The organism is Natronolimnohabitans sp. A-GB9 (genome assembly GCF_030848565.1).
In the GTDB taxonomy this organism is placed as follows: Archaea; Halobacteriota; Halobacteria; order Halobacteriales; family Natrialbaceae; genus Natronolimnohabitans.
Window position 1 is genome coordinate 112,491 of record NZ_JAVDDV010000007.1, and the last position, 17,971, is coordinate 130,461.

The 17,971-nt window shown below is 65.0% G+C and carries 16 protein-coding genes; 9 read left to right on the plus strand and 7 right to left on the minus strand.

Annotation, left to right across the window (positions count from 1 at the left end):
* The first annotated feature begins 14 nt into the window (after positions 1–14).
* Positions 15–560 carry a DUF1850 domain-containing protein gene (locus tag RBH26_RS11410; RefSeq protein WP_306758410.1) on the plus strand — a complete coding sequence of 182 codons (546 nt, stop codon included), beginning with the start codon at positions 15–17 and terminating at the stop codon, positions 558–560.
* The gene (locus RBH26_RS11415) at positions 557–3,265 is read left to right on the plus strand and encodes a TRAP transporter fused permease subunit (RefSeq protein ID WP_306758411.1); all 2,709 of its coding nucleotides are present in this window, start codon (positions 557–559) and stop codon (positions 3,263–3,265) included. The genes RBH26_RS11410 and RBH26_RS11415 overlap by 4 nt, the downstream gene beginning before the upstream one ends.
* Positions 3,266–3,442: 177 nt before the next feature.
* Here RBH26_RS11415 and RBH26_RS11420 read toward each other — a convergent pair whose 3' ends face one another.
* The 6 genes from RBH26_RS11420 to RBH26_RS11445 all read right to left on the minus strand — a co-directional run bounded on the left by RBH26_RS11420 (position 3,443) and on the right by RBH26_RS11445 (position 11,010).
* On the minus strand, positions 3,443–3,616 hold the full coding sequence (locus RBH26_RS11420; protein WP_306758412.1) for a hypothetical protein: 174 nt from the start codon (positions 3,614–3,616) through the stop codon (positions 3,443–3,445).
* Between the two features lie 198 nt (positions 3,617–3,814).
* On the minus strand, positions 3,815–5,362 hold the full coding sequence (locus RBH26_RS11425; RefSeq protein ID WP_306758413.1) for a heme-binding protein: 1,548 nt from the start codon (positions 5,360–5,362) through the stop codon (positions 3,815–3,817).
* Between the two features lie 108 nt (positions 5,363–5,470).
* Positions 5,471–7,297 (minus strand): site-2 protease family protein, encoded by a 1,827-nt coding sequence (locus RBH26_RS11430; protein WP_306758414.1) that lies wholly within the window; start codon positions 7,295–7,297, stop codon positions 5,471–5,473.
* 85 nt (positions 7,298–7,382) lie between these two features.
* Positions 7,383–9,080 (minus strand): lysine--tRNA ligase, encoded by a 1,698-nt coding sequence (lysS, locus tag RBH26_RS11435; protein ID WP_306758416.1) that lies wholly within the window; start codon positions 9,078–9,080, stop codon positions 7,383–7,385.
* Positions 9,077–9,802, minus strand: a complete 726-nt coding sequence (pyrH, locus tag RBH26_RS11440) for a UMP kinase (RefSeq protein WP_306758417.1) — start codon at positions 9,800–9,802, stop codon at positions 9,077–9,079. The genes lysS and pyrH overlap by 4 nt, the downstream gene beginning before the upstream one ends.
* A 122-nt stretch (positions 9,803–9,924) precedes the next feature.
* Complete coding sequence (locus RBH26_RS11445) at positions 9,925–11,010, minus strand: CapA family protein (RefSeq protein WP_306758418.1); 1,086 nt, start codon at positions 11,008–11,010, stop codon at positions 9,925–9,927.
* Between the two features lie 78 nt (positions 11,011–11,088).
* Here RBH26_RS11445 and RBH26_RS11450 point away from each other — a divergent pair, with 78 nt between their 5' ends.
* The 3 genes from RBH26_RS11450 (at position 11,089) to RBH26_RS11460 (ending at position 13,903) form a co-directional block, all read left to right on the plus strand.
* Complete coding sequence (locus RBH26_RS11450) at positions 11,089–11,916, plus strand: molybdopterin synthase (protein WP_306758419.1); 828 nt, start codon at positions 11,089–11,091, stop codon at positions 11,914–11,916.
* A 249-nt stretch (positions 11,917–12,165) separates the two neighbouring features.
* On the plus strand, positions 12,166–12,405 hold the full coding sequence (locus RBH26_RS11455) for a hypothetical protein (RefSeq protein ID WP_306758420.1): 240 nt from the start codon (positions 12,166–12,168) through the stop codon (positions 12,403–12,405).
* Positions 12,406–12,745: 340 nt separating this feature from the next.
* The gene (locus tag RBH26_RS11460; protein WP_306758421.1) at positions 12,746–13,903 is read left to right on the plus strand and encodes a site-2 protease family protein; all 1,158 of its coding nucleotides are present in this window, start codon (positions 12,746–12,748) and stop codon (positions 13,901–13,903) included.
* Between the two features lie 33 nt (positions 13,904–13,936).
* On the opposite strand, the gene thiL is transcribed toward RBH26_RS11460, so the two are convergent.
* Positions 13,937–14,845: a thiamine-phosphate kinase gene (thiL, locus tag RBH26_RS11465; protein ID WP_306758423.1), complete on the minus strand. Its 909-nt coding sequence runs from the start codon at positions 14,843–14,845 to the stop codon at positions 13,937–13,939.
* 109 nt (positions 14,846–14,954) lie between these two features.
* Between thiL and RBH26_RS11470 the strand changes: the two genes are divergently transcribed.
* The 4 genes from RBH26_RS11470 to hisS all read left to right on the plus strand — a co-directional run bounded on the left by RBH26_RS11470 (position 14,955) and on the right by hisS (position 17,935).
* Positions 14,955–15,410, plus strand: a complete 456-nt coding sequence (locus tag RBH26_RS11470) for a 30S ribosomal protein S19e (protein WP_306758424.1) — start codon at positions 14,955–14,957, stop codon at positions 15,408–15,410.
* 107 nt (positions 15,411–15,517) lie between these two features.
* Positions 15,518–15,865, plus strand: coding sequence for a DNA-binding protein (locus tag RBH26_RS11475; RefSeq protein ID WP_306758425.1), 348 nt, complete (start codon positions 15,518–15,520; stop codon positions 15,863–15,865).
* On the plus strand, positions 15,865–16,461 hold the full coding sequence (locus RBH26_RS11480) for an asparagine synthase-related protein (protein ID WP_306758426.1): 597 nt from the start codon (positions 15,865–15,867) through the stop codon (positions 16,459–16,461). The genes RBH26_RS11475 and RBH26_RS11480 overlap by 1 nt, the downstream gene beginning before the upstream one ends.
* A gap of 175 nt (positions 16,462–16,636) precedes the next feature.
* Positions 16,637–17,935 (plus strand): histidine--tRNA ligase, encoded by a 1,299-nt coding sequence (gene hisS, locus RBH26_RS11485; RefSeq protein ID WP_306758427.1) that lies wholly within the window; start codon positions 16,637–16,639, stop codon positions 17,933–17,935.
* Positions 17,936–17,971 lie beyond the last annotated feature (36 nt).

Sequence of the window (17,971 nt, forward strand, 5' to 3'; positions counted from 1 at the left end):
ACTGATCTCCCCCCGTGGTTGCACTGACCAGACGGCGACTCGTCGTGTTCGCCCTCGCGCTGTTCGGAGCGACGGCCGCGACCGTCTCGTCCGTCGTACCCGACAGCCTGCTGGTCGTTGCGGACGCCGAGACCGACGACCACCTGCTCGAGATTCCGGTCGACCAGGGCGAGGAAGTGACGATCGCGTACACCCACAGCGTCGAGCGAACGCCGGTCGAGGACGTCTACGTCGTCGACGGGTCCGAACTGCGGGCCGACCGCTCGGTGTTTCAGTCCTTCGGCGCGGGCCTCCCTGCCGACGTCGAACGGACTGACGAAGGCTACGTCGTCGAGGGCTCCGAATCGCACACGGAACTGTTCGTCGCCCCGGGGGAGATCGCCGGTCACGAACTCGTCGTCGCCGGCGAGCGCTACGACCTCGTCGACGCGTCCGACGGTCGAGTCGTCCTATTCATAACCGACCGGTTCGTTTCCGACGCCTTCGAGCGCGACGGCTCGTCGGACGGCCGGAACGAAATGCCGTCCGAAACACGGAGACCGACTGACTCGAACGCATGAGTATCGACACCGACGACACGGACGAACTCAGCGAGGAGGAACAGCAAGAGCTCATGGAAGAGGTCCAGCGCCGCCGCAGCCATCGCGGGCTGGCGGTCGTGATCGTTTCTCTGATCGCGATCTCCTTTTCGGCGTTCCAGATGTGGATCGCTGCCCGCGGGCGTGCGTTCGGAGCGACGCTGCCGGTTATCGGCGAGGTCGAACTCGCCGCGTTCCAGCAACTCCAGGTCAACGCGATCCACGTCGCGTTCGCGCTGGTGCTTGCCTTCCTGTTGTTCCCGACGAGTCGCGGCGACGGGTTCGTCGCTCGGGGCCTCGGTCGAATCGAGCCGGCCGTCGAGCGCCGGTTGGGGGACGGTCATCCGCTCACTCGAGCTATCTCGGCCGTTGCCCGAGGCTTTCGCTGGTTCTTCCTCGATCCCCACATGAAGCGGATCGCGCCGGTCGACGTCCTCCTGGCAGTTCTCTCGGTGCTTCCAGCCTACTACATCGCGACGCAGTTCGACGAGATTCGCCAGATCTCGGTCCAGCGCTTCGAGGACACACAGGCGCTTCACGAAGTGGTTCCGATCCTCGAGCCGCTGGTCGTCGGTCTCGCAGCTGTCGGCATCCCCCTCGACGAAGCCTCGGCGGCGTTTCTACTCGGGGTCATGGGGATGTTGCTCGTCCTCGAGGCGACGCGGCGATCGCTTGGACTGTTGCTCGCCTCGCTGGTCGGCTTGTTCATCATCTACGCGCGGTGGGGGTACCATATCCCGCGTGACTCGGCGATCGGTGCGCTGGCGATCCAGCCCGACACCTGGGACAACATCGTCTTCAACCTCTGGTACACGGTCGAGGCGGGTGTCCACAGCCAGCCTGTCTCCGTCAGCGTCCGCTTTATCTACATCTTTATCCTCTTCGGCGCGTTCCTCGAGATGAGCGGCGCGGGCAAGTGGTTTATCGATCTTGCGTACTCGGCGACCGGCACCCGAGACGGCGGTCCGGCGAAGGCAAGCGTCGTCTCGAGTGGCTTCATGGGGATGCTTAGCGGCTCGTCGATCGCGAACACGGTGACGACGGGCGCGTTTACGATCCCGCTGATGAAGCGCTCGGGATACTCCCCGGAGTTCTCCGGGGCCGTCGAGTCGTCGTCCTCGTCGGGCGGACAGATGCTCCCGCCCGTGATGGGCGCCGCGGCGTTTCTCATCGTCGAGTTTACGGGGACACCCTACGCGGACGTGATCATCGCCGCCACGCTGCCCGCGCTCGCGTTCTTCTTCGGGATGTGGGTGATGGTCCACTTCGAGGCGGTACGCGGGGGGATCGGCGGCCTCTCGAGGGAGAAACTCCCAAACATTCCAGCCGCACTGCGACGGGGGTGGTTCTACCTGATCCCGGTCGTCCTGTTGCTGTACTACCTGATCGTCGCCCGGCTCTCGATCAATCGCGCCGGCTGGCTGACGATCGTCGCGGTTATCGCCCTGATCGCGGTCCTCGCTGCCTACGACAAGCGAACTCGCGTCCCACTGTTCGTCACGATCGCGGGTCTCTCGATCGTCCAGATCTGGTCGTACTCGGCGTTCGGCGGCGGTATCGCCGACGCGATTCTGGTCGTGGCCGGACTCGAGCCGGCGGCGGACCCGCTGTCGTTGAGCGCCGCCGCCTCGGCTACGATGGGGGATTTCGCGACGATCGTCCTCCTCGTCAGTCTCGTCTTCGTCCTGTTGCGCCCGCGTTCTGACGCACCGCTGCTCGAGTTCGATCCGGCAGTCGACGAGGCAGCCGACCGGACCGCCGACGCGATCGGTCGTCCCTCGCTGTCGAAAAACCGTGCCTACCGGTTCGGCGCGTTCGTCCTGCGATCGATGGACGCCGGGGCCCGCACCGCGACGACGGTCGTCGTCGCCGTCGCCGCCGCCGGCGTCGTCCCCGGCGTCATCAGCGTCTCCGGCCTCGGACCGAACCTGGCGGCGCTCATCAGTCAGGTCAGCGGCGAGTCGATGCTGGTCTTACTGACGCTGACCGGAATCGCCTCGATCATCTTCGGGATGGGAATGCCGACGACGGCGATGTACATCATCCTGATCGCGATGCTCGAGGCGCCGCTGGTCGAAGCCGGTGTGATGGTGCTTGCCGCTCACCTCTTCGTCCTCTACTGGGGACTGATGGCCGACGTCACGCCGCCGGTCGCCGTCGCCGCCTTCGCCGGTGCCGGCGTCGCGAAGGCCGAGGAGATGCAGACCGCGATCATCGCGTTCGTGCTCTCGCTGAACAAGGTGTTGGTCCCGTTCGCGTTCGTCTTCTCGCCGGGCATCTTGCTGTTCCGCCAGACCGACGGGGAGTGGTCGCTCATCGGCTGGGCCGACGTCGCCGACCTGGGCTTTTTCGTCCCCGACGTCGTGATCCCGGTTCTCGGGATGTTCCTCGGGGTCTACGCTCTCGGCGTCACCATCATCGGTCACCAGTACGCGTCCGTCGACCAGTGGGCCCGCGGACTGTTCTCGGTCGCCTCGATCTTCCTGATGGTGCCCGAGATCCCCCTTCTCCTCGCCGAAGCGGGACTCGCGCTGTTTGGAATCCCCTCGGCGTTGACCGTCTTCCAGGTCACCTTCCCGCTGCGGGTCGTCGGCCTCGCGATGCTGGTCGGTCTCTCCTACCGGAACCGCGAACGGGCTCCTGGCGAAGTCGACGAACCTGCCACAGCTGCACCCGGCGACGCCTGATCCGAACTACTGGAAGTCGGTACCGGCGCAACCACAGCCCGGGTCGCGGTTGCGCCGGGAAATCGATACAGCAATCCGTATCAGTGACGACTCGAGTGCCGTTTCGGATCGCCGATGCGGTCGACGGAAACTCGCAGTCGATCGACCTCACCAGTCGAACCGCGTCGGCCGCCGGTATCAGTCCCACTCGTCGTAGAAGAAGTAGCCGGCGATGCCAGCCAATCCGAGCGCGAGCGTGATGTAGGGCCAGTTCCCGGCGTCTTCGCCGGTAAACGCTGCGTGGCCCGCGATGAAGATCGCGAAGCCGACGTGGGCGACCAGCGTTGCGAGGAGGAACGCGGCGAGATCCATTGTACTCGAGGGATTCGACGTAATCCAAATAGCCGTTTCGAAGCGGGACGACCCATCGCAGTCTACGGACTGCTGTATCGCTGTCCCGCCGGTCACCACACGTGATCGGTGATCGGCAGTAAGTGACGACAACAGCCCGTATGACGGTCGTTCGACGGCCGGCACAAAGCGAAAACCGAACCCGGCCTCGAGCAGCGATCAGGCCAGGAAGACGTGTCGCGGACGGTCCTCGAGGATGTCGCGACCGAACTCGACGGCGTCGGAGAAGGCATCGCTGCGGAAAAACTGCATCGCGTCCTCGCGGGAGTCCCAGCGACTGGCGATGAACATGTCGTTTTCGTCCTCACGGTTTACCAGCAGGTCGGTCTTGCGGTGACCGTCCATGTCGGCGAGCAAGGCGGCGGCGTCGTCGAAGGTGTCCGTAAAGTCCCCGCGGTGCTCGGGTTTGACCGTGTAGAACATGCCCATCGTCCCCCAAGAGTCGTCGTCATCGTCGCCGGCTTGCCGGACGATCTCGGGGAGGTCGGCGAGGAAGCCGGCGGCCGTGTTCGCGGCGCGCTCGGTGTCCCAGAGACTGACGACTGCGGCCTCGCTGTCGTCGTTTCGCGGTTCGTACACCGCGGTCTTGACGTGGGTGTCGTAGTGGTCGAAGTTCGTCCGCAGGCCCTCGACTTCCTCGAACAGTTCGTCGGCGTCGGCCGCCGAGTAGAGGACAACCGCATGGATATCCTCGCCGTGTGGCTGGCCCGCGTAGACGTCCATGTCGGCGAGTTCGCTACGGATGTCCGACTCGTCGTCGTCACCGTGTGGCCCGCCGGAATCGCCGTGGCCGCCGTGGCCGCCATCGTCACCGTGTGGGTGGCCACTCGAGTCCGAGTCGCCGTGTGGGTGGCCACCGGCATCGCCGTGTGGGTGGCCACCGGCATCGCCGTGTGGGTGGCCGCTTTCGTCGCCGCCCTCCTGTGGAACCGGCTCGCCGGCGAGGAACGCCGGGAGGTTCTCGGGCGGGAACCGTCGGGCCGAGAGGAACCGGCCGAACTCGGCGAAACGGGAACTCGACGGGTCGAACCGCATCTCATAGAGCAGGTCCTTGACGTCGGTCGGATCGTCGCCGAACAGGGTAACACCCCACTCGAAGTCATCTAACCCGATACTGCCGGAGATGATCTGAGTGACGCGACCGGCGTACTCCTTGCCGATCTCGCCGTGGCTGGCGAGGTGGTCGGCACGCTCGTCGAAGGGGAGTTCGTACCAGTTGTGTTCCGGCCCGCGTCGCTTGTCCATCGGGTAGAAGCTGAGGAATTCGCTGTCCGGAATGTTCGGTTTGAGTCGCGTCTCGATATACCGGGCCATCCCGGTGTCTTCGACTTCCTCGCCTTCCTCGAAGAACTCCTGGGACATGTATCCCGAGACCTCCGTCACCGAGAGGTAGGAGTCGGACCGCTCGGTAAAGGCCGCAAGCTCCGTCTGTTCGAATCGGCGCTCGAGGGCGTCGATCTCCTCGAGCGTCGGCCGCAGGTGCAAAAGCAGCAGGTCGGCCTTGTGGCCGAGCACCGAGAACGTCGCCGAGTCGCCCTCGTCGGCGTCGGTCACGTTCTCGGCGGCGGAGAGGAACTCGATACCCTCTTCGATCGCCCGCTCGCGACGCCGCTTGGGTGCATCGCGCCAGGCGTCCCAGTCGATCGACCGGAAGTCGTGCAGGACGTACCAGCCCTCTTCGGTCTGTGGTGGCTGCCGTCGTTCCATATGCGTCGGTTAGGAGGGAGACGCAAAGAAGGACAGGGTTTCGCGCCGGCGTGTTAACCTGCTTTTCGACCGGATACAACGAGGGCCGCCGCGAGGTGGCCAACGGCCCTAGATGACGAAGGGAAGGAACAGGACGACGAGGAAGCTGATGAGCATCGTCAGCCCGACGGTCGTCGTGACCGTTCGGACGTGTCCTCGCGTCGATTCGATGGGGAGTCTCGAGACGATCGCCTCGGTGCTCGTCCGGAGGATGTGCCCGCCGTCTAGCGGGAACGCCGGAATGCAGTTGAACAGCCCGAGCTGGACGTTGATCCAGCCGGTCCAGAACAGGACGTTCGCGAGGAAAAAGACCGTGCTGTCGCCGAGCATCGCCAGCGATCCCTGGACCTCGTAGAAGTTCTGGACGCCGCCGGTGAAGCCGGCGAAGTTAAACGGCAACAGACCGATAACGCCGATGACCGGCAGCGCCACTGCCAGTGCGGTCTTCCCGACGAAGGAGTCGGTCAGGTTGCCGAAGCTCCCCTCGTCGCTGCCACCGAGCATCGCCAGGTACTCCTCGGCCGGATAGAGCTGGAGGCCGATATCGTTGACTTCGAATCCGGAGGTTCCGGGGTTGCCGACGATTCCGAGGAAGCCGCTATCCTCACGTGGGTGCTCGTCGAGAGTTACCTCGTACTCCTCGCGTTCGTCACCGAAGTAGCCCGCGACGGTGACCTCGTCGCCGGGCTCGGTCTCGGAAAGCAACTCGTGGAGATCGTCGAACGTATGGACCCGTTCGCCTTCGAACGCGGTGACGACGAACGCCTCGTCGGTCGGCCCGGTCGCCGACTCGAGCGGGTCGTCTTCGGTGATGTCGACGGCGGCGCCGATCGGGACCTCGCGCGTTTCGGTCTCGCCGTTGCGGTCGACCGTCAGCGAGACGACTTCGTCGTCGCCGAGTTCGTCGAAGAAGCCACGTTCGGTCGCGACGCGCTCTCCGTCGACCGCGACGATCGCATCACCAGCCGACAGCGCACCCGGTCCGTTCTCGATCGCTGCCGTCACGAGCAGCGATCGATCGACCATGACTGTCCGCTCGCCGTCGAGTTCGAGTTCGACCTGTTCGCCGTCGGCGGCCTCGAGTTGATCTGCGAGTTCGTCGTTGGTCTCGACTGCGGTACCGTCGACGGCAGTAATACGATCGTTGGGCTCGATATCGGCGGACTCGGCAGGTGAGTCGGGAGCGACACCACCGACCGCGGCGCCGGGAGCGACGGCGATCGAGCCGGCGATCGGGCCGAACAGCAACGCGAAGACGAGCAACGTGATCGCGAAGTTGTTGGTGACGCCGGCGGCGAACATCCGTGTCTGGCCGCCCCGGGAAGCCTCCTTGCTGCCCTCCTGATCGGGTTCGACGAACGCACCGATCGGGATGACCGCGAGCATCGCGACGCCCATCGAGTTGATGTCGATGTCCTCGACTCGACAGAGGAGGCCGTGACCGCCCTCGTGGACGACCAACCCGACGATGAGGCCGGCGACGATACCGGGCGTCGCCGACAGCGGCAGGAAGTCGTTGACGCCGGGGAATGGGACGACGTTGCGGGGCTGTTGGACGCCTTCGGCGGGCTGTGGCGAGGTGATCGCAGAGATGGCTGCAAGCAACAACAGGACGAACATCACAGCCATCACGACGACGGCAATGCCGACGCCGACGTTCGCCCACGCACGCCAGAACCGCTTTGGTGCGGAGAGCCGATCGAGGAACTCTCGCCCACGAGTCGTGTGGAAGGTCAAAATTGGGCCCTGGGTGCCGATGTACGACGGCAGGAGGTCCGCGTTCCGGAGCGCGATGACTGCGAACCAGTAGACGAGGAGCCCGATGACGACCCACGTCAGCGTCTCCGAACCGTAGAGTTCGGGGACCGAGACGACAGCCGGGAAACCGTAATCCATTGCTCGTATTTCCGGGAGGAGTTCTCAAAGGGCTTTTGTCTATCTCGCCGAGGGATGTCAGTCTCGAACTAGTGATCCGATCGGGTTATTGTTCCCGTCGCAGTCGCGCGACGACGAACTCGCGATCGACCTTCGCGAGGAAGGGACCGAGCTTCGGTCCCTGATCCTCGTCGAAGAACAGGCGGTAGCCGGCCGCGAAGAAGTCGCCGACGTCGACGTCGTGGCGCTTTGCGGTCTCGTAGATCTCTCCCTGGATCTCCTCGGGCTCGTGACCCTCCTCGATGAAATCGGCGAGTTCCTCGAGGGCGGCTTCGGTCGCCGCATCGAACTCGTGGTCGGGGATCTCGCTGCGTTTGAGTTCGTAATCGAACTCGTTGCCCGTACGTCGCGCCCAGTTGCGGGCCTTCTCGACGCGTGCGAGGGCGTCCTCGACGGCCCAGTCGGGTGCGTCGTCGGGGATGTGACCCTCACGGCGGGCGATCTCTTCGCGCAGATCGGGGTCGTCGGTCATCCCGAGGACGGCAGCGAAAGTGTAGGGCAGTCGAATCCGCTCTTCACGTGGCTCGTCCACGAGAAGTGGGTAGACACGCTCCGCGAAGGCCGTCTCGTCTTCGTCTGCTTCGACCTCCCCGAAGTAGATCGCCTCGAGCCGATCGAACTCGTCGACCAGCTGGTCGAGGCGTTCGATGCTGAAGTCACGGGCCTTCGCAGGATCTTTCGCGAAGAAATACCGCAGGACCTCCGGCTCGAGGAGTTCGAGGACGTCAGAGACGAGGATGACGTTGCCCGCCGAGGAGGAGAAGGGCTCGCCCTCGAGGGTAAACCACTCGTAGACCATCGGTACGGGCGGCTCGATCTCGAGGACGTTGCGCGCGACGTCCTGGCCGCTTGGCCACGATCCTTCGGCGTGGTCCTTTCCGAAGGGTTCGAAGTCGACGCCGAGTACCTGCCACTGGGCGGGCCACTCGAATCGCCAGGGGAGTTTGCCCTCCCGCAGCGTCGCGGTGCCCTCGTGGCCACAGCCGTCGATCGTCTGATCGCCGGCGTCCATGTCGGTACACTTGTAGTCGACGGTCGGCGTCTCGCCCTCGAGGTCGACGCTCGTGACGGTTTCGGTGATCTTCCCACACTCCTCGCAGATCGGATTGAACGGGACGTAGTCACCGTCGGCGTCGACTTTGTCCTGGTACTCGGAGAGGACCTCGCGTGCACGGTCACGATGCTCGAGGACGAACCGGGTGACGTCCTCGAACGCGCCCGACTCGTATAGCTCCGTGTTCGAGACCAGTTCGATCGGGACGTCGACGGCGTCGGCACTGTCCTGGATGATGGTCGAGAAGTGGTCGCCGTAGGAGTCACAGCAGCCGAAGGGATCCGGGATGTCCGTATAGGGAGCCCCGAGGTTGCGTCCGAGGGCACCGGCGTCGACGTCTCCGAGGTCGACGAGGTTGCCCTCCAAGTCACAGAGCGTCCGTGGGAGCCCGCGCAGTGGATCGCGGTCGTCGGCGGTGAAGACCTGCCGGACTTCGTGGCCGCGTTCGCGCAGGACCTCGGCGACGTAGTAGCCCCGCATGATCTCGTTGACGTTGCCGAGGTGGGGAACGCCGGACGGCGAGATGCCGCCCTTGATGACGATCGGCTCCTCGGAATCCTCGCTCACATCGCCCGTAGCCTCGCGCTGGTCGGCCACGCGGTCTTCGACTCGATCAGCGACGGTGTCCGCCCAGAAGGCGTGTCGCTTTTCGTCGTCGCGCTGGAGCGTGTACGGACTCTCGTCGCTCATTGTTCGTCGGCGGCCCAGTAAGTGGGTTCCTCGCCGGCACCCTCGGGGATGATGTCGGTGCCGTCGTGGTCTCCGTGACGGACAGCACGGGCGATCCGGTCGGGATCCGTCCCGTCTAAGACGATCGTCCGCATTCCCGACCGCTGGATGATCTTCGCGGCCAGCAGGTCGACGGGTGCAGAGGCGCCGGCGTTCATCTCGAGGCCGGCGATGGCGTCGACCAGATCCGTCGCGGAGAGTTCGTCGAACTTGGTCGCGTCGTCGGTCTCGTTGGGATCGTCGCTGTAGACGCCGGGAACGCTCGTCGCGTAGACGAGCAGGTCGGCGTCGATGTACTCCGCCAGGGCGGCGCCGACGGCGTCTGTGGTCTGGGCCGGCGCGACGCCACCCATGACACAGACGTCGTCGCGGCGCAGCGCCTCGCTGGCTTCCTCGTAGTCGCGGGCTGGCGCGGTGACCGACTCCTCGCCAAGTGCGGCGATGAGCAGACGCGCGTTGAGTCGCGTGACGTCGATTCCCAGCTGATCGAGTTCGATCTCGTTTGCCCCCAGATCGCGAGCGGCACCGATGTACTCGCGGGCGACGCCGCCGCCCCCGACGACGGCCCCGATGCGACAGCCATCCGCGGCGAGGTCTTCGACGACGGCCGCGTGCTCGGCGACCCGGTCCGCACCGGGTTCGGGGACGAGCACGCTCCCGCCGATAGAGACGACCACTTTCATACTACCCCGGTGTAACGGGGTCGCTATCTTAAGGGTTGCCAACTCCCGGCAGCGCGCGTGTCTCACGCTCCCACGCGGGTGAATCTCGACGTCCGCTGTCGAGCGAGAACCACCTGACAGCGTTACGACTCGAGGTCGATCACGAGTGCCTCGCCGTCACGGTCGAAGTCGGTCCCGAAGGGGTCGGACAGCTCCCGCATTCGGTCACGGGACCACCGGGCCGCCTCCGGACTCGCCTCGTAGACGGCACAGCCGTCGATCTCGGTCGGCTCGAGTCTGAGTTCGGTCGGTCGCCACGCCCGATCACCGTTTTCGCTCCCGTCTACGGGTTCGACCGAGAGAACGAACAGGAAGCTCCGATCGTTTCGCAACCGGCTGTCGACCGCGTAGTCGTCGACGAAGTCGCCCGCGTCGTAGATGATCGGCCGGCCCTCGTGGACTTCGATCCCCTGGAAGACGTGAGCACTGTGGCCGTGGACCACGTCGACGCCAGCCTCGACCAGCCAGCGCGCAAACTCGCGAAACGACGGCGGCGGCTCCGTCACCATGTTCGGGCCCAGATGGAGCGACGCAACCAGTAGCTCGGGCTCCCGTTTGCGGGCTCGCTCGAGGGCCGCACTGACCCGGGATTTCGTCTCCGTGCCGTCGGTCTCGGGTCGATCACTCGAGTCCCACTGGCCGCCATCGACCTCGATCCAGGCGGTCCCCGGCGAGTCCTCGTCGGCCGCGTACTCGGGCGTGTTGTCGGTAAACGAGACGACGGCCAACTCGGGGTCGTCGTGTTCGTCCACCGCGTCGGTCCCGTCACCGACCGTCACTACTGCCGGCTCGAGGGCCTCGTCGATCGTCTCGCCGGCCCCGGTCCGGGCGATCCCCGCCTCGTCCAACGCTTCGAGCGTGTCCCGCAGGGCGATTTCCTCGTAGTCGAGGACGTGGTTGTTCGCGAGCGCACAGACGTCGACGCCGGCGCGTTCCAGTGCAGGGATCGCCCAGCCGGGATCGGCACGGAAGTGAAACGGCCGGTGAGTCCGTTGCCACTGCCGGCCACGCGTCGAGAGCACACACTCGAGGTTGATCACGAGGGCGTCGAGCGCGCGGAGTCGCTCGAGGACGGTCCCCCAGACGGCGTCGACCGATCGCCGGCGCTGTCGGTCGTCGACCAGTCGACCGAGCATCACGTCACCCGTAAAGCCGATCCGGCGTGTCATGTGTGTGTCTCCGTGCCGAAGGATCAAAACTCTCTCACCGTCGACAGCTACAAACCCCGACGCCGCTTTGTGTCGGATATGCACGTACTCGGCATCTGTGACCGTGGAGCGGACGGCGACGCCATCGAGCGCGTCGTCGACCGGATGGTCGATCGACTCGAACGGACTGGACGCGTCGGCGTCGTCAGATACGACGCGACGATCGCGGACGGACAGGCCCTCCACGAACCGAACGTCGTCGGCGGCGACGTCAGCTACGAACTCGGTGCCGACGGCGACTGGACGGCGTCGGGAACCGGAATGAACGTCGCGGACGCGATAGACGAACTCGCAGTCGGCTGTGACTACGCGGTGATCGTCGGCGTCGCCGACCTCCGGTATCCAAAACTCGTCGTCGGGACGGACGAGCCCGACGAGGACGTCCTCGCTGCCGTCGAGGCACCAGCTGACCTCGACCCGGAGACCGTCGTCACCGCTCTCGAGGCGACCGAACCCCACGAGACTCTCGAGTCACTGGTCGATCGCGTCAAGCGGTCGCCGAAGGCCGAGCGATCGGGTGCGATCGCGACCTTTACGGGACGAGTCCGCGCAAAAGACGACCCCGACGACGCTCGCACGGAGTTTCTCGAGTTCGAGAAGTACGAGGGCGTCGCCGACGAACGGATGGCCGCCCTCGAGACGGACCTCGAAGAGCGCGAGGGCGTCCTCGAGGTCGAACTCTACCACCGGACTGGCGTCGTCGAAGACGGCGAGGATATCGTCTTCGTCGTCGTGCTCGCAGGCCACCGCGAGGAAGCGTTTCGCACCGTCGAAGACGGGATCAACCGGCTGAAAGACGAAGTCCCCCTCTTCAAGAAGGAAGTGACGGTCGACGACGAGTTCTGGGTGCACGAACGGACGGAATAGTTTTCACCCCAGACTCGTTCAAAATTCTCCAACGGTTCCAGAAACTGACTGTCTATCGGTCATGATAATCGGATCGGAGATAATAGATTAGAATCGGTTCTAAAAGGTCTCGAGCGATCTCATCGTTCTATAAACACTCAACAAAACGAGAATAAAACGTCTATTACCCCTCGAATTCCTGAACACAAACGAACTGCCCCTAACCGTCTAGCCATTATAACAGCTCCTCGCTACAAGGCGTAGCTGTCGATGAGCACGACAGCCCAACCCTCCACGGAAAGCAAGGAACGCCGCCTGAAGCGCTACCTGCGTGAACGCGCAGAGGACGGAGAGCTCTACTTCAAAGGCAAGTTCATCGCGGACGACGTCGGCATGTCCCCCAAGGAGATCGGCGCGCTGATGGTCAAGCTCTCGGAGTCGGCGACCGACCTCGAGATCGAGAAATGGTCGTACACGAGTGCGACCACGTGGCGCGTCGAACCGGCCTGACCGTGCTCGACAGCGGTACGATCCGCTATCCGTCGGAACGCCGCTGATACTGCCGGACAGAACGATTGTGAGAATTCGCCGCTTCCGTCCGGGAATTCTCTTCAGTGACTTCTGTCCGGCGGTATGACCACCAGTTCGACGTGACTCGTTTCGAACCACGCTCTGCGTGTCGGCGCGTCGTCGACGCCACCCGACACGTCCCCCTGAAATGGCCCCCGTTCGTTCTGTCGGACGGTATCGCTCGTCCGCTCCGACGTTCTGTCTCCCGTTTCCGACCCTCGAGAACGGCGAGTTCGCCGACGACAGGCGTTTTATATCGTGCAGTCCTGAGTAATCAGTGATGGACGACGTCGAATCGTCCGGGGTCGGCTCCTCGCAACCGGGCGAACCGTCGCTACGGGATGGCCCGTCACTCGAACGCATCGAGTCGGTCTTTCGTGTCTACGAGATGCAGGCCGAAGACGACCAGCTGATTTACTACGGCGATCCGCGTGTCCACCCCGAACGGGCGATGGAGGAGCTCTGGCCCGCGTTTCGGGAGGCGGGCTACGAGCCGCAACTGACGACACGATACGGGGAGTACGTCATCGTCGCCGAACCGATCGGTATCGGCGTCGACGGAATTCCGTGGACGAACGTCACGCTCCTGTTGGCGACGGTCGTCTCGACGCTGTTTGCCGGCGCCATGTGGTATCACATCGATCCGATCGCCAACCCGACCGAGATCTGGCGCGCCTGGCCGTTCACCGTCGCGATTCTCGGCGTGCTCGGCGTCCACGAGATGGGCCACTACGTGATGAGTCGGTACCACAACGTCGACGCCTCGCTCCCGTATTTCATCCCGGTGCCGACGCTCATCGGGACGATGGGTGCGGTGATCAAACTGAAAGGCCGGATGCCCGACCGCAAGGCCCTGTTCGACATCGGGGTCGCCGGCCCGCTGGCCGGACTCGTCGCGACGGTCGTCGTCGCCGTCATCGGCCTCCATCTACCGCCCGTCACTGCGCCGCAGTCGGTCGTCCAGGACCCCGACGCGATCCAGCTCCAGCTCGGCTATCCCCCGCTGCTGGAGTTGCTGGCGACGGCGTTCGACCAGCCACTGTACCGGGACGATCCGGCGACAGCCGTCAATCCGGTCGTCATCGGCGCCTGGGTCGGGATGTTCGTAACGTTCCTCAACCTGATCCCCGTCGGCCAGCTCGACGGCGGCCACATCCTCCGGGCGATGACCGGCGAGTTCCACGAGACGATCGCCGCGCTCGTTCCCGGCGCGCTGTTCCTCCTGGCCGGCTACCTCTACTACGTCGCCGACTACGGCGGCCAGGCGGTGTTCGTCTGGGTTTTCTGGGGGTTCCTGACGGCCGTCCTCGCGGCGGCCGGCGCTGCGAGACCGGTCACCGACGAGCGGCTGGGAACGGGCCGTCTCGTCATCGGTCTCGTCACCTTCGGCCTGGGGCTGCTCTGTTTCATGCCCGTGCCGCTCGAGCTCGTCCAGTGACCGAGTGATCGCGGTCGGCGTCCCGCGTCCGTATCAGGCGCCGTGCGTATACCCACGATCCGGCAACGTCTCGCCGTCGATCGTGATCCCCGCGTCGGTGTCCTCGACCGTTCCGAGCACCGAGATCTCGACGTCCGTCGCCGAGCGAGCGTCCTCGAGGGCCGCCTCGGGGAGCGTCGCGACGAGTTCGAAATCCTCGCCGAACGTCGTCGCACGCTCGAGTGCCGTGTCGGTATCGTCGATGACGTCACACAGCGCGTCGGCGACCGGGATCGAATCGGATTCGATCGCGAATCCACAGTCGCTTGCGGCCGCGAGCTGGTGGAGCGAGCGGGCGAGCCCATCGCTCGAGTCCATCATCGCCGTGGCATGCGGGGAAAGCCCCAGGCCGGCTTCGATCCGCGGTTCGAACCGGAAGAGTTCGTTTGCACTCTCGAGTGTGTCGGCGTCGGTCTCCTCGCCCTGTGTGGCGCGTTCGAACTGCTCGAGGGCGGCCGCGCTCCGGCCCAGCGCACCGGTCACACAGACCAGATCGCCGGGGTTGGCACCGCTTCGTAAGACGGGCGCGTCGGTCCGGCCGACCGCCGTCGTCGCAACGGTAAACTCCTCGTGGCCGTCGAGATCACCGCCGACGTACTTCGCACCGACGTGCTCGCAGACGTCGCGTGCGCCTCGAACGAACGCCAGCAGCTCCTCGCCGTCGAATTCGGGGGCGGCGTAGGCCGCGACCGCGGCCGTGGCTTCGGCACCCATCGCTGCGACGTCCGAGAGCGAGGCACCGACCGCCCGCCACCCCGCCGTATACCGCGTCGTCCCCGTTGGAAAGTCCGTCCGCTCGTGGAGCATGTCCGTCGTGATCACGAGCCCGTCGACGACAGCGGCGTCGTCACCGACGGGATCGAGTTCGTCCTCCAGCAGCGCCAGGGCGGCGCGTTCGTCCATAGATGGCCGTTTCGAGTCCAGGACGAAAAGCGGCCCGAACCGGTCGCCACGCGCTCGCTGTACGAGAGATACGATGCTCTTAAATGCCGCCGACGGGAACCACACGCCAATGGCTACGATGTACGACGTTCCGGCGGACGACCTCATCGAGGCGCTCGCCGACGAACTCGAGGACCGACTCGACGAACCCGAGTGGAGCGAATTCGCCAAGACTGGCGTCGACCGCGAACTGCCGCCCGAACAGGAGGACTTCTGGGCGACCCGCGCTGCGAGCCTGCTGCGCAAGGTCGCCGACCGCGGCCCCGTCGGCGTCGAGCGACTCTCGACGGAGTACGGCGGCGCGAAAGGTGGCTCGAACCGCTACCGCGTTGCCCCCGACCGACGCGCCGACGGCTCGAAGAACCTCATCCGAACGATCCTCCAGCAACTCGAAGAGGAAGACCTCGTCGAGACCGCCGAGGGTGAGGGCCGACGCATCACGGCAGAGGGTCAGAGCCTGCTCGACGACACCGCCGGTGAGGTCCTCGAGGAACTCGACCGTCCGGAACTCGAGCGCTACGCGTAGAGACGAGTATTGTCCTGTTTTCACGCCGAAGCAACCCCCGAGCACCGCCAGTAGCGACGCGGTCCGTAATCATTTTCCGCCGCGCGAACTAACACGGTCGTATAGCTATGAGTGGCGCACCTGACGAAGAGAAACTCGAGGAGCTACGACAACAAAAGATGGAAGAACTTCAGGAGCGCGCCGAGGGCCAGGGCGGCGACGCCCAGGAGGCGGCCCAGCAGCAGGCCGAGGCCCAGAAGAACGCGCTCTTGCGCCAGCACCTGACCGACGACGCGCGCAAACGGCTCAACACCGTCAAGATGAGCAAACCACAGTTCGGCGAACAGGTCGAACGGCAGGTCGTCACGCTTGCCCGCAGCGGACGCATTCAGGGGAAGATCGACGACGAGAAGATGAAACAGCTCCTCCAGGAGCTAAAGCCCGACTCCAAGAGCTTCGACATCAAGCGGCGCTGATGGAGGTCGGAGTGCTCTACAGCGGCGGCAAGGACTCGACGCTGGCGGCCCTTCTCCTCGAGGAGTTTTACGACGTCACGCTGGTGACCGGCCACTTCGGGATCAGTGACGACTGGAAACACGCCCGCGAGACCGCCGACGCGATCGGGTTCGCGTTCGAACGGCTCGAGCTCGATCCGGACGTCGCTCACGAGGCCGCCGATCGGATCAAGGAAGACGGCTTCCCGCGAAACGGAATTCAGCAGGTCCACCAGCACGCCCTCGAGGAACTCGCCGCGACGGAGTACGACGCAGTCGCCGACGGTACCCGCCGCGACGACCGCGTGCCGACGGTCTCCCGAGCCCAAGCGCAGAGCTTGGAGGACCGCCACGGCGTCGACTACATCGCGCCGCTGTCCGGGTTCGGCCGGACCGCCGTCGATCGGCTGGTAGCGTCGCGACTCGAGGTGACCGTCGGCCCAAGCGAGGAGATCGATCGAGCCGACTACGAGGCCGAACTCCGGACGCTCATCGCCGAGACGGACGGATCAGAGGTTATCGCCGATATCTTCCCGGATCACACGCAGACGTACGTGACCGGCGTCCATCGGGACTGACTCAGCACTCGAGACTCACAACTCGAGATCAAGTCGCGTTCCGGCACGCGGATCGCTATCCCGGTCGAAACGATACGCGTTCGGCCGCTCGTTTTCCCACCCAGTCCGAATCGAAAAGCGGTGGGTCCGTCGCCGAATAACAGGATAGAAGTTCGCCGTACCCGAACCCATTGTCATGTACGACCGGATCAAGGGCTTTCGTGACTTCTATCCCGGCGAGATGGCCGCCAGGCGGGAGACGATCGATACCGTCGAGGAGACCGCTCGCCGGTATGGCTTCCGAGAGATCGACACGCCCGCACTCGAGCGGGCGGAGATGTGGACCGACAAAAGCGGTGACGACATCGTCGAGGAGCTATACGCCTTCGAAGACCAGGGCGGACGCCACGTCACGCTGACGCCGGAACTGACCCCGACCGTCGCGCGGATGGTCGTCGCGAAACAACAGGAGCTGTCGAAGCCGATCAAGTGGTTCTCGACGCGTCCGTTCTGGCGCTACGAGCAGGTCCAGCAGGGCCGCCAGCGGGAGTTCTACCAGACCAACGTCGACATCTTCGGTTCGTCGGAACCAGAGGCCGACGCCGAGATCCTCGCGTGGGCCGCCGACGCCCTGACGGGACTGGGTCTGACCGGCGATCACTTCGAGTTCCAGATCTCCCACCGGGATATCCTCGGCGGCATCTTCGAGAGTTTCGACGCCGATGTAGACGTCGACGACGCGATCCGCGCGGTCGACAAGTCGGACAAGATCTCGACCGCGGAGTACCACGATCTGCTCGTCGACGCCGGCCTCGACTACGATCAGGCCGCCGAGGTCGACGATCTCGTCGCCGGCGGCGACTTAGCGGCCGTCAAGGCCTTCGCCGAGACCGACCGCGTCGACGCGGCCATCGAGAACCTCCAGGCCGTGCTCTCGGCCGCGGAGGACTTCGGGGCCCGGGAGTACTGTACGATCTCGCTCGAGACGGCCCGCGGACTCGACTACTACACGGGCGTCGTCTTCGAGTGTTTCGACTCGACCGGCGAGGTCTCGCGGTCGATCTTCGGCGGCGGTCGCTACGACGACCTCATCGAAGACTTCGGCGGCCAGCCGACGCCCGCGGTCGGCGTCGCGCCGGGTCACGCGACGCTTTCCCTGCTCTGTCAGCGTGCCGGCGTCTGGCCCGAGGAAGCGGTCACGACCGACTACTACGTGCTCCAGATTGGTGACACGCGGACCGAAGCGGCACGGATCTCCCGCGAGCTGCGCGAGCGCGGCCACGTCGTCGAGACCGACGTCGCCGGCCGTTCGTTCGGCTCGCAACTGAACTACGCCGACTCGATCAACGCCGAGACGGTCGTCATCGTCGGCGAACAGGACTTAGAGAACGACGAGGTCACGATCAAGGACATGGAATCGGGTGATCAGACGCAGGTGCCAGTCGATTCGTTCCCCGGGGACCTCGAGCGGCCGACGTACGACGACGTCGTGTAGGAGTCTCGATCGAGTACCGGCTCCAGGATTGACACC

Coding starts and splice junctions, on each gene's coding strand:
- lysS (WP_306758416.1), bottom strand. CDS start 9,080: ATGAGCGACGAGAGTCCGTACACGCTCCAGCGCGACGACGAAAAGCGA.
- RBH26_RS11480 (WP_306758426.1), top strand. CDS start 15,865: ATGGAGGTCGGAGTGCTCTACAGCGGCGGCAAGGACTCGACGCTGGCG.
- thiL (WP_306758423.1), bottom strand. CDS start 14,845: ATGGACGAACGCGCCGCCCTGGCGCTGCTGGAGGACGAACTCGATCCC.
- RBH26_RS11415 (WP_306758411.1), top strand. CDS start 557: ATGAGTATCGACACCGACGACACGGACGAACTCAGCGAGGAGGAACAG.
- RBH26_RS11450 (WP_306758419.1), top strand. CDS start 11,089: ATGCACGTACTCGGCATCTGTGACCGTGGAGCGGACGGCGACGCCATC.
- RBH26_RS11430 (WP_306758414.1), bottom strand. CDS start 7,297: ATGGATTACGGTTTCCCGGCTGTCGTCTCGGTCCCCGAACTCTACGGT.
- RBH26_RS11470 (WP_306758424.1), top strand. CDS start 14,955: ATGGCTACGATGTACGACGTTCCGGCGGACGACCTCATCGAGGCGCTC.
- RBH26_RS11460 (WP_306758421.1), top strand. CDS start 12,746: ATGGACGACGTCGAATCGTCCGGGGTCGGCTCCTCGCAACCGGGCGAA.
- pyrH (WP_306758417.1), bottom strand. CDS start 9,802: ATGAAAGTGGTCGTCTCTATCGGCGGGAGCGTGCTCGTCCCCGAACCC.
- RBH26_RS11455 (WP_306758420.1), top strand. CDS start 12,166: ATGAGCACGACAGCCCAACCCTCCACGGAAAGCAAGGAACGCCGCCTG.
- hisS (WP_306758427.1), top strand. CDS start 16,637: ATGTACGACCGGATCAAGGGCTTTCGTGACTTCTATCCCGGCGAGATG.
- RBH26_RS11445 (WP_306758418.1), bottom strand. CDS start 11,010: ATGACACGCCGGATCGGCTTTACGGGTGACGTGATGCTCGGTCGACTG.
- RBH26_RS11420 (WP_306758412.1), bottom strand. CDS start 3,616: ATGGATCTCGCCGCGTTCCTCCTCGCAACGCTGGTCGCCCACGTCGGC.
- RBH26_RS11425 (WP_306758413.1), bottom strand. CDS start 5,362: ATGGAACGACGGCAGCCACCACAGACCGAAGAGGGCTGGTACGTCCTG.
- RBH26_RS11475 (WP_306758425.1), top strand. CDS start 15,518: ATGAGTGGCGCACCTGACGAAGAGAAACTCGAGGAGCTACGACAACAA.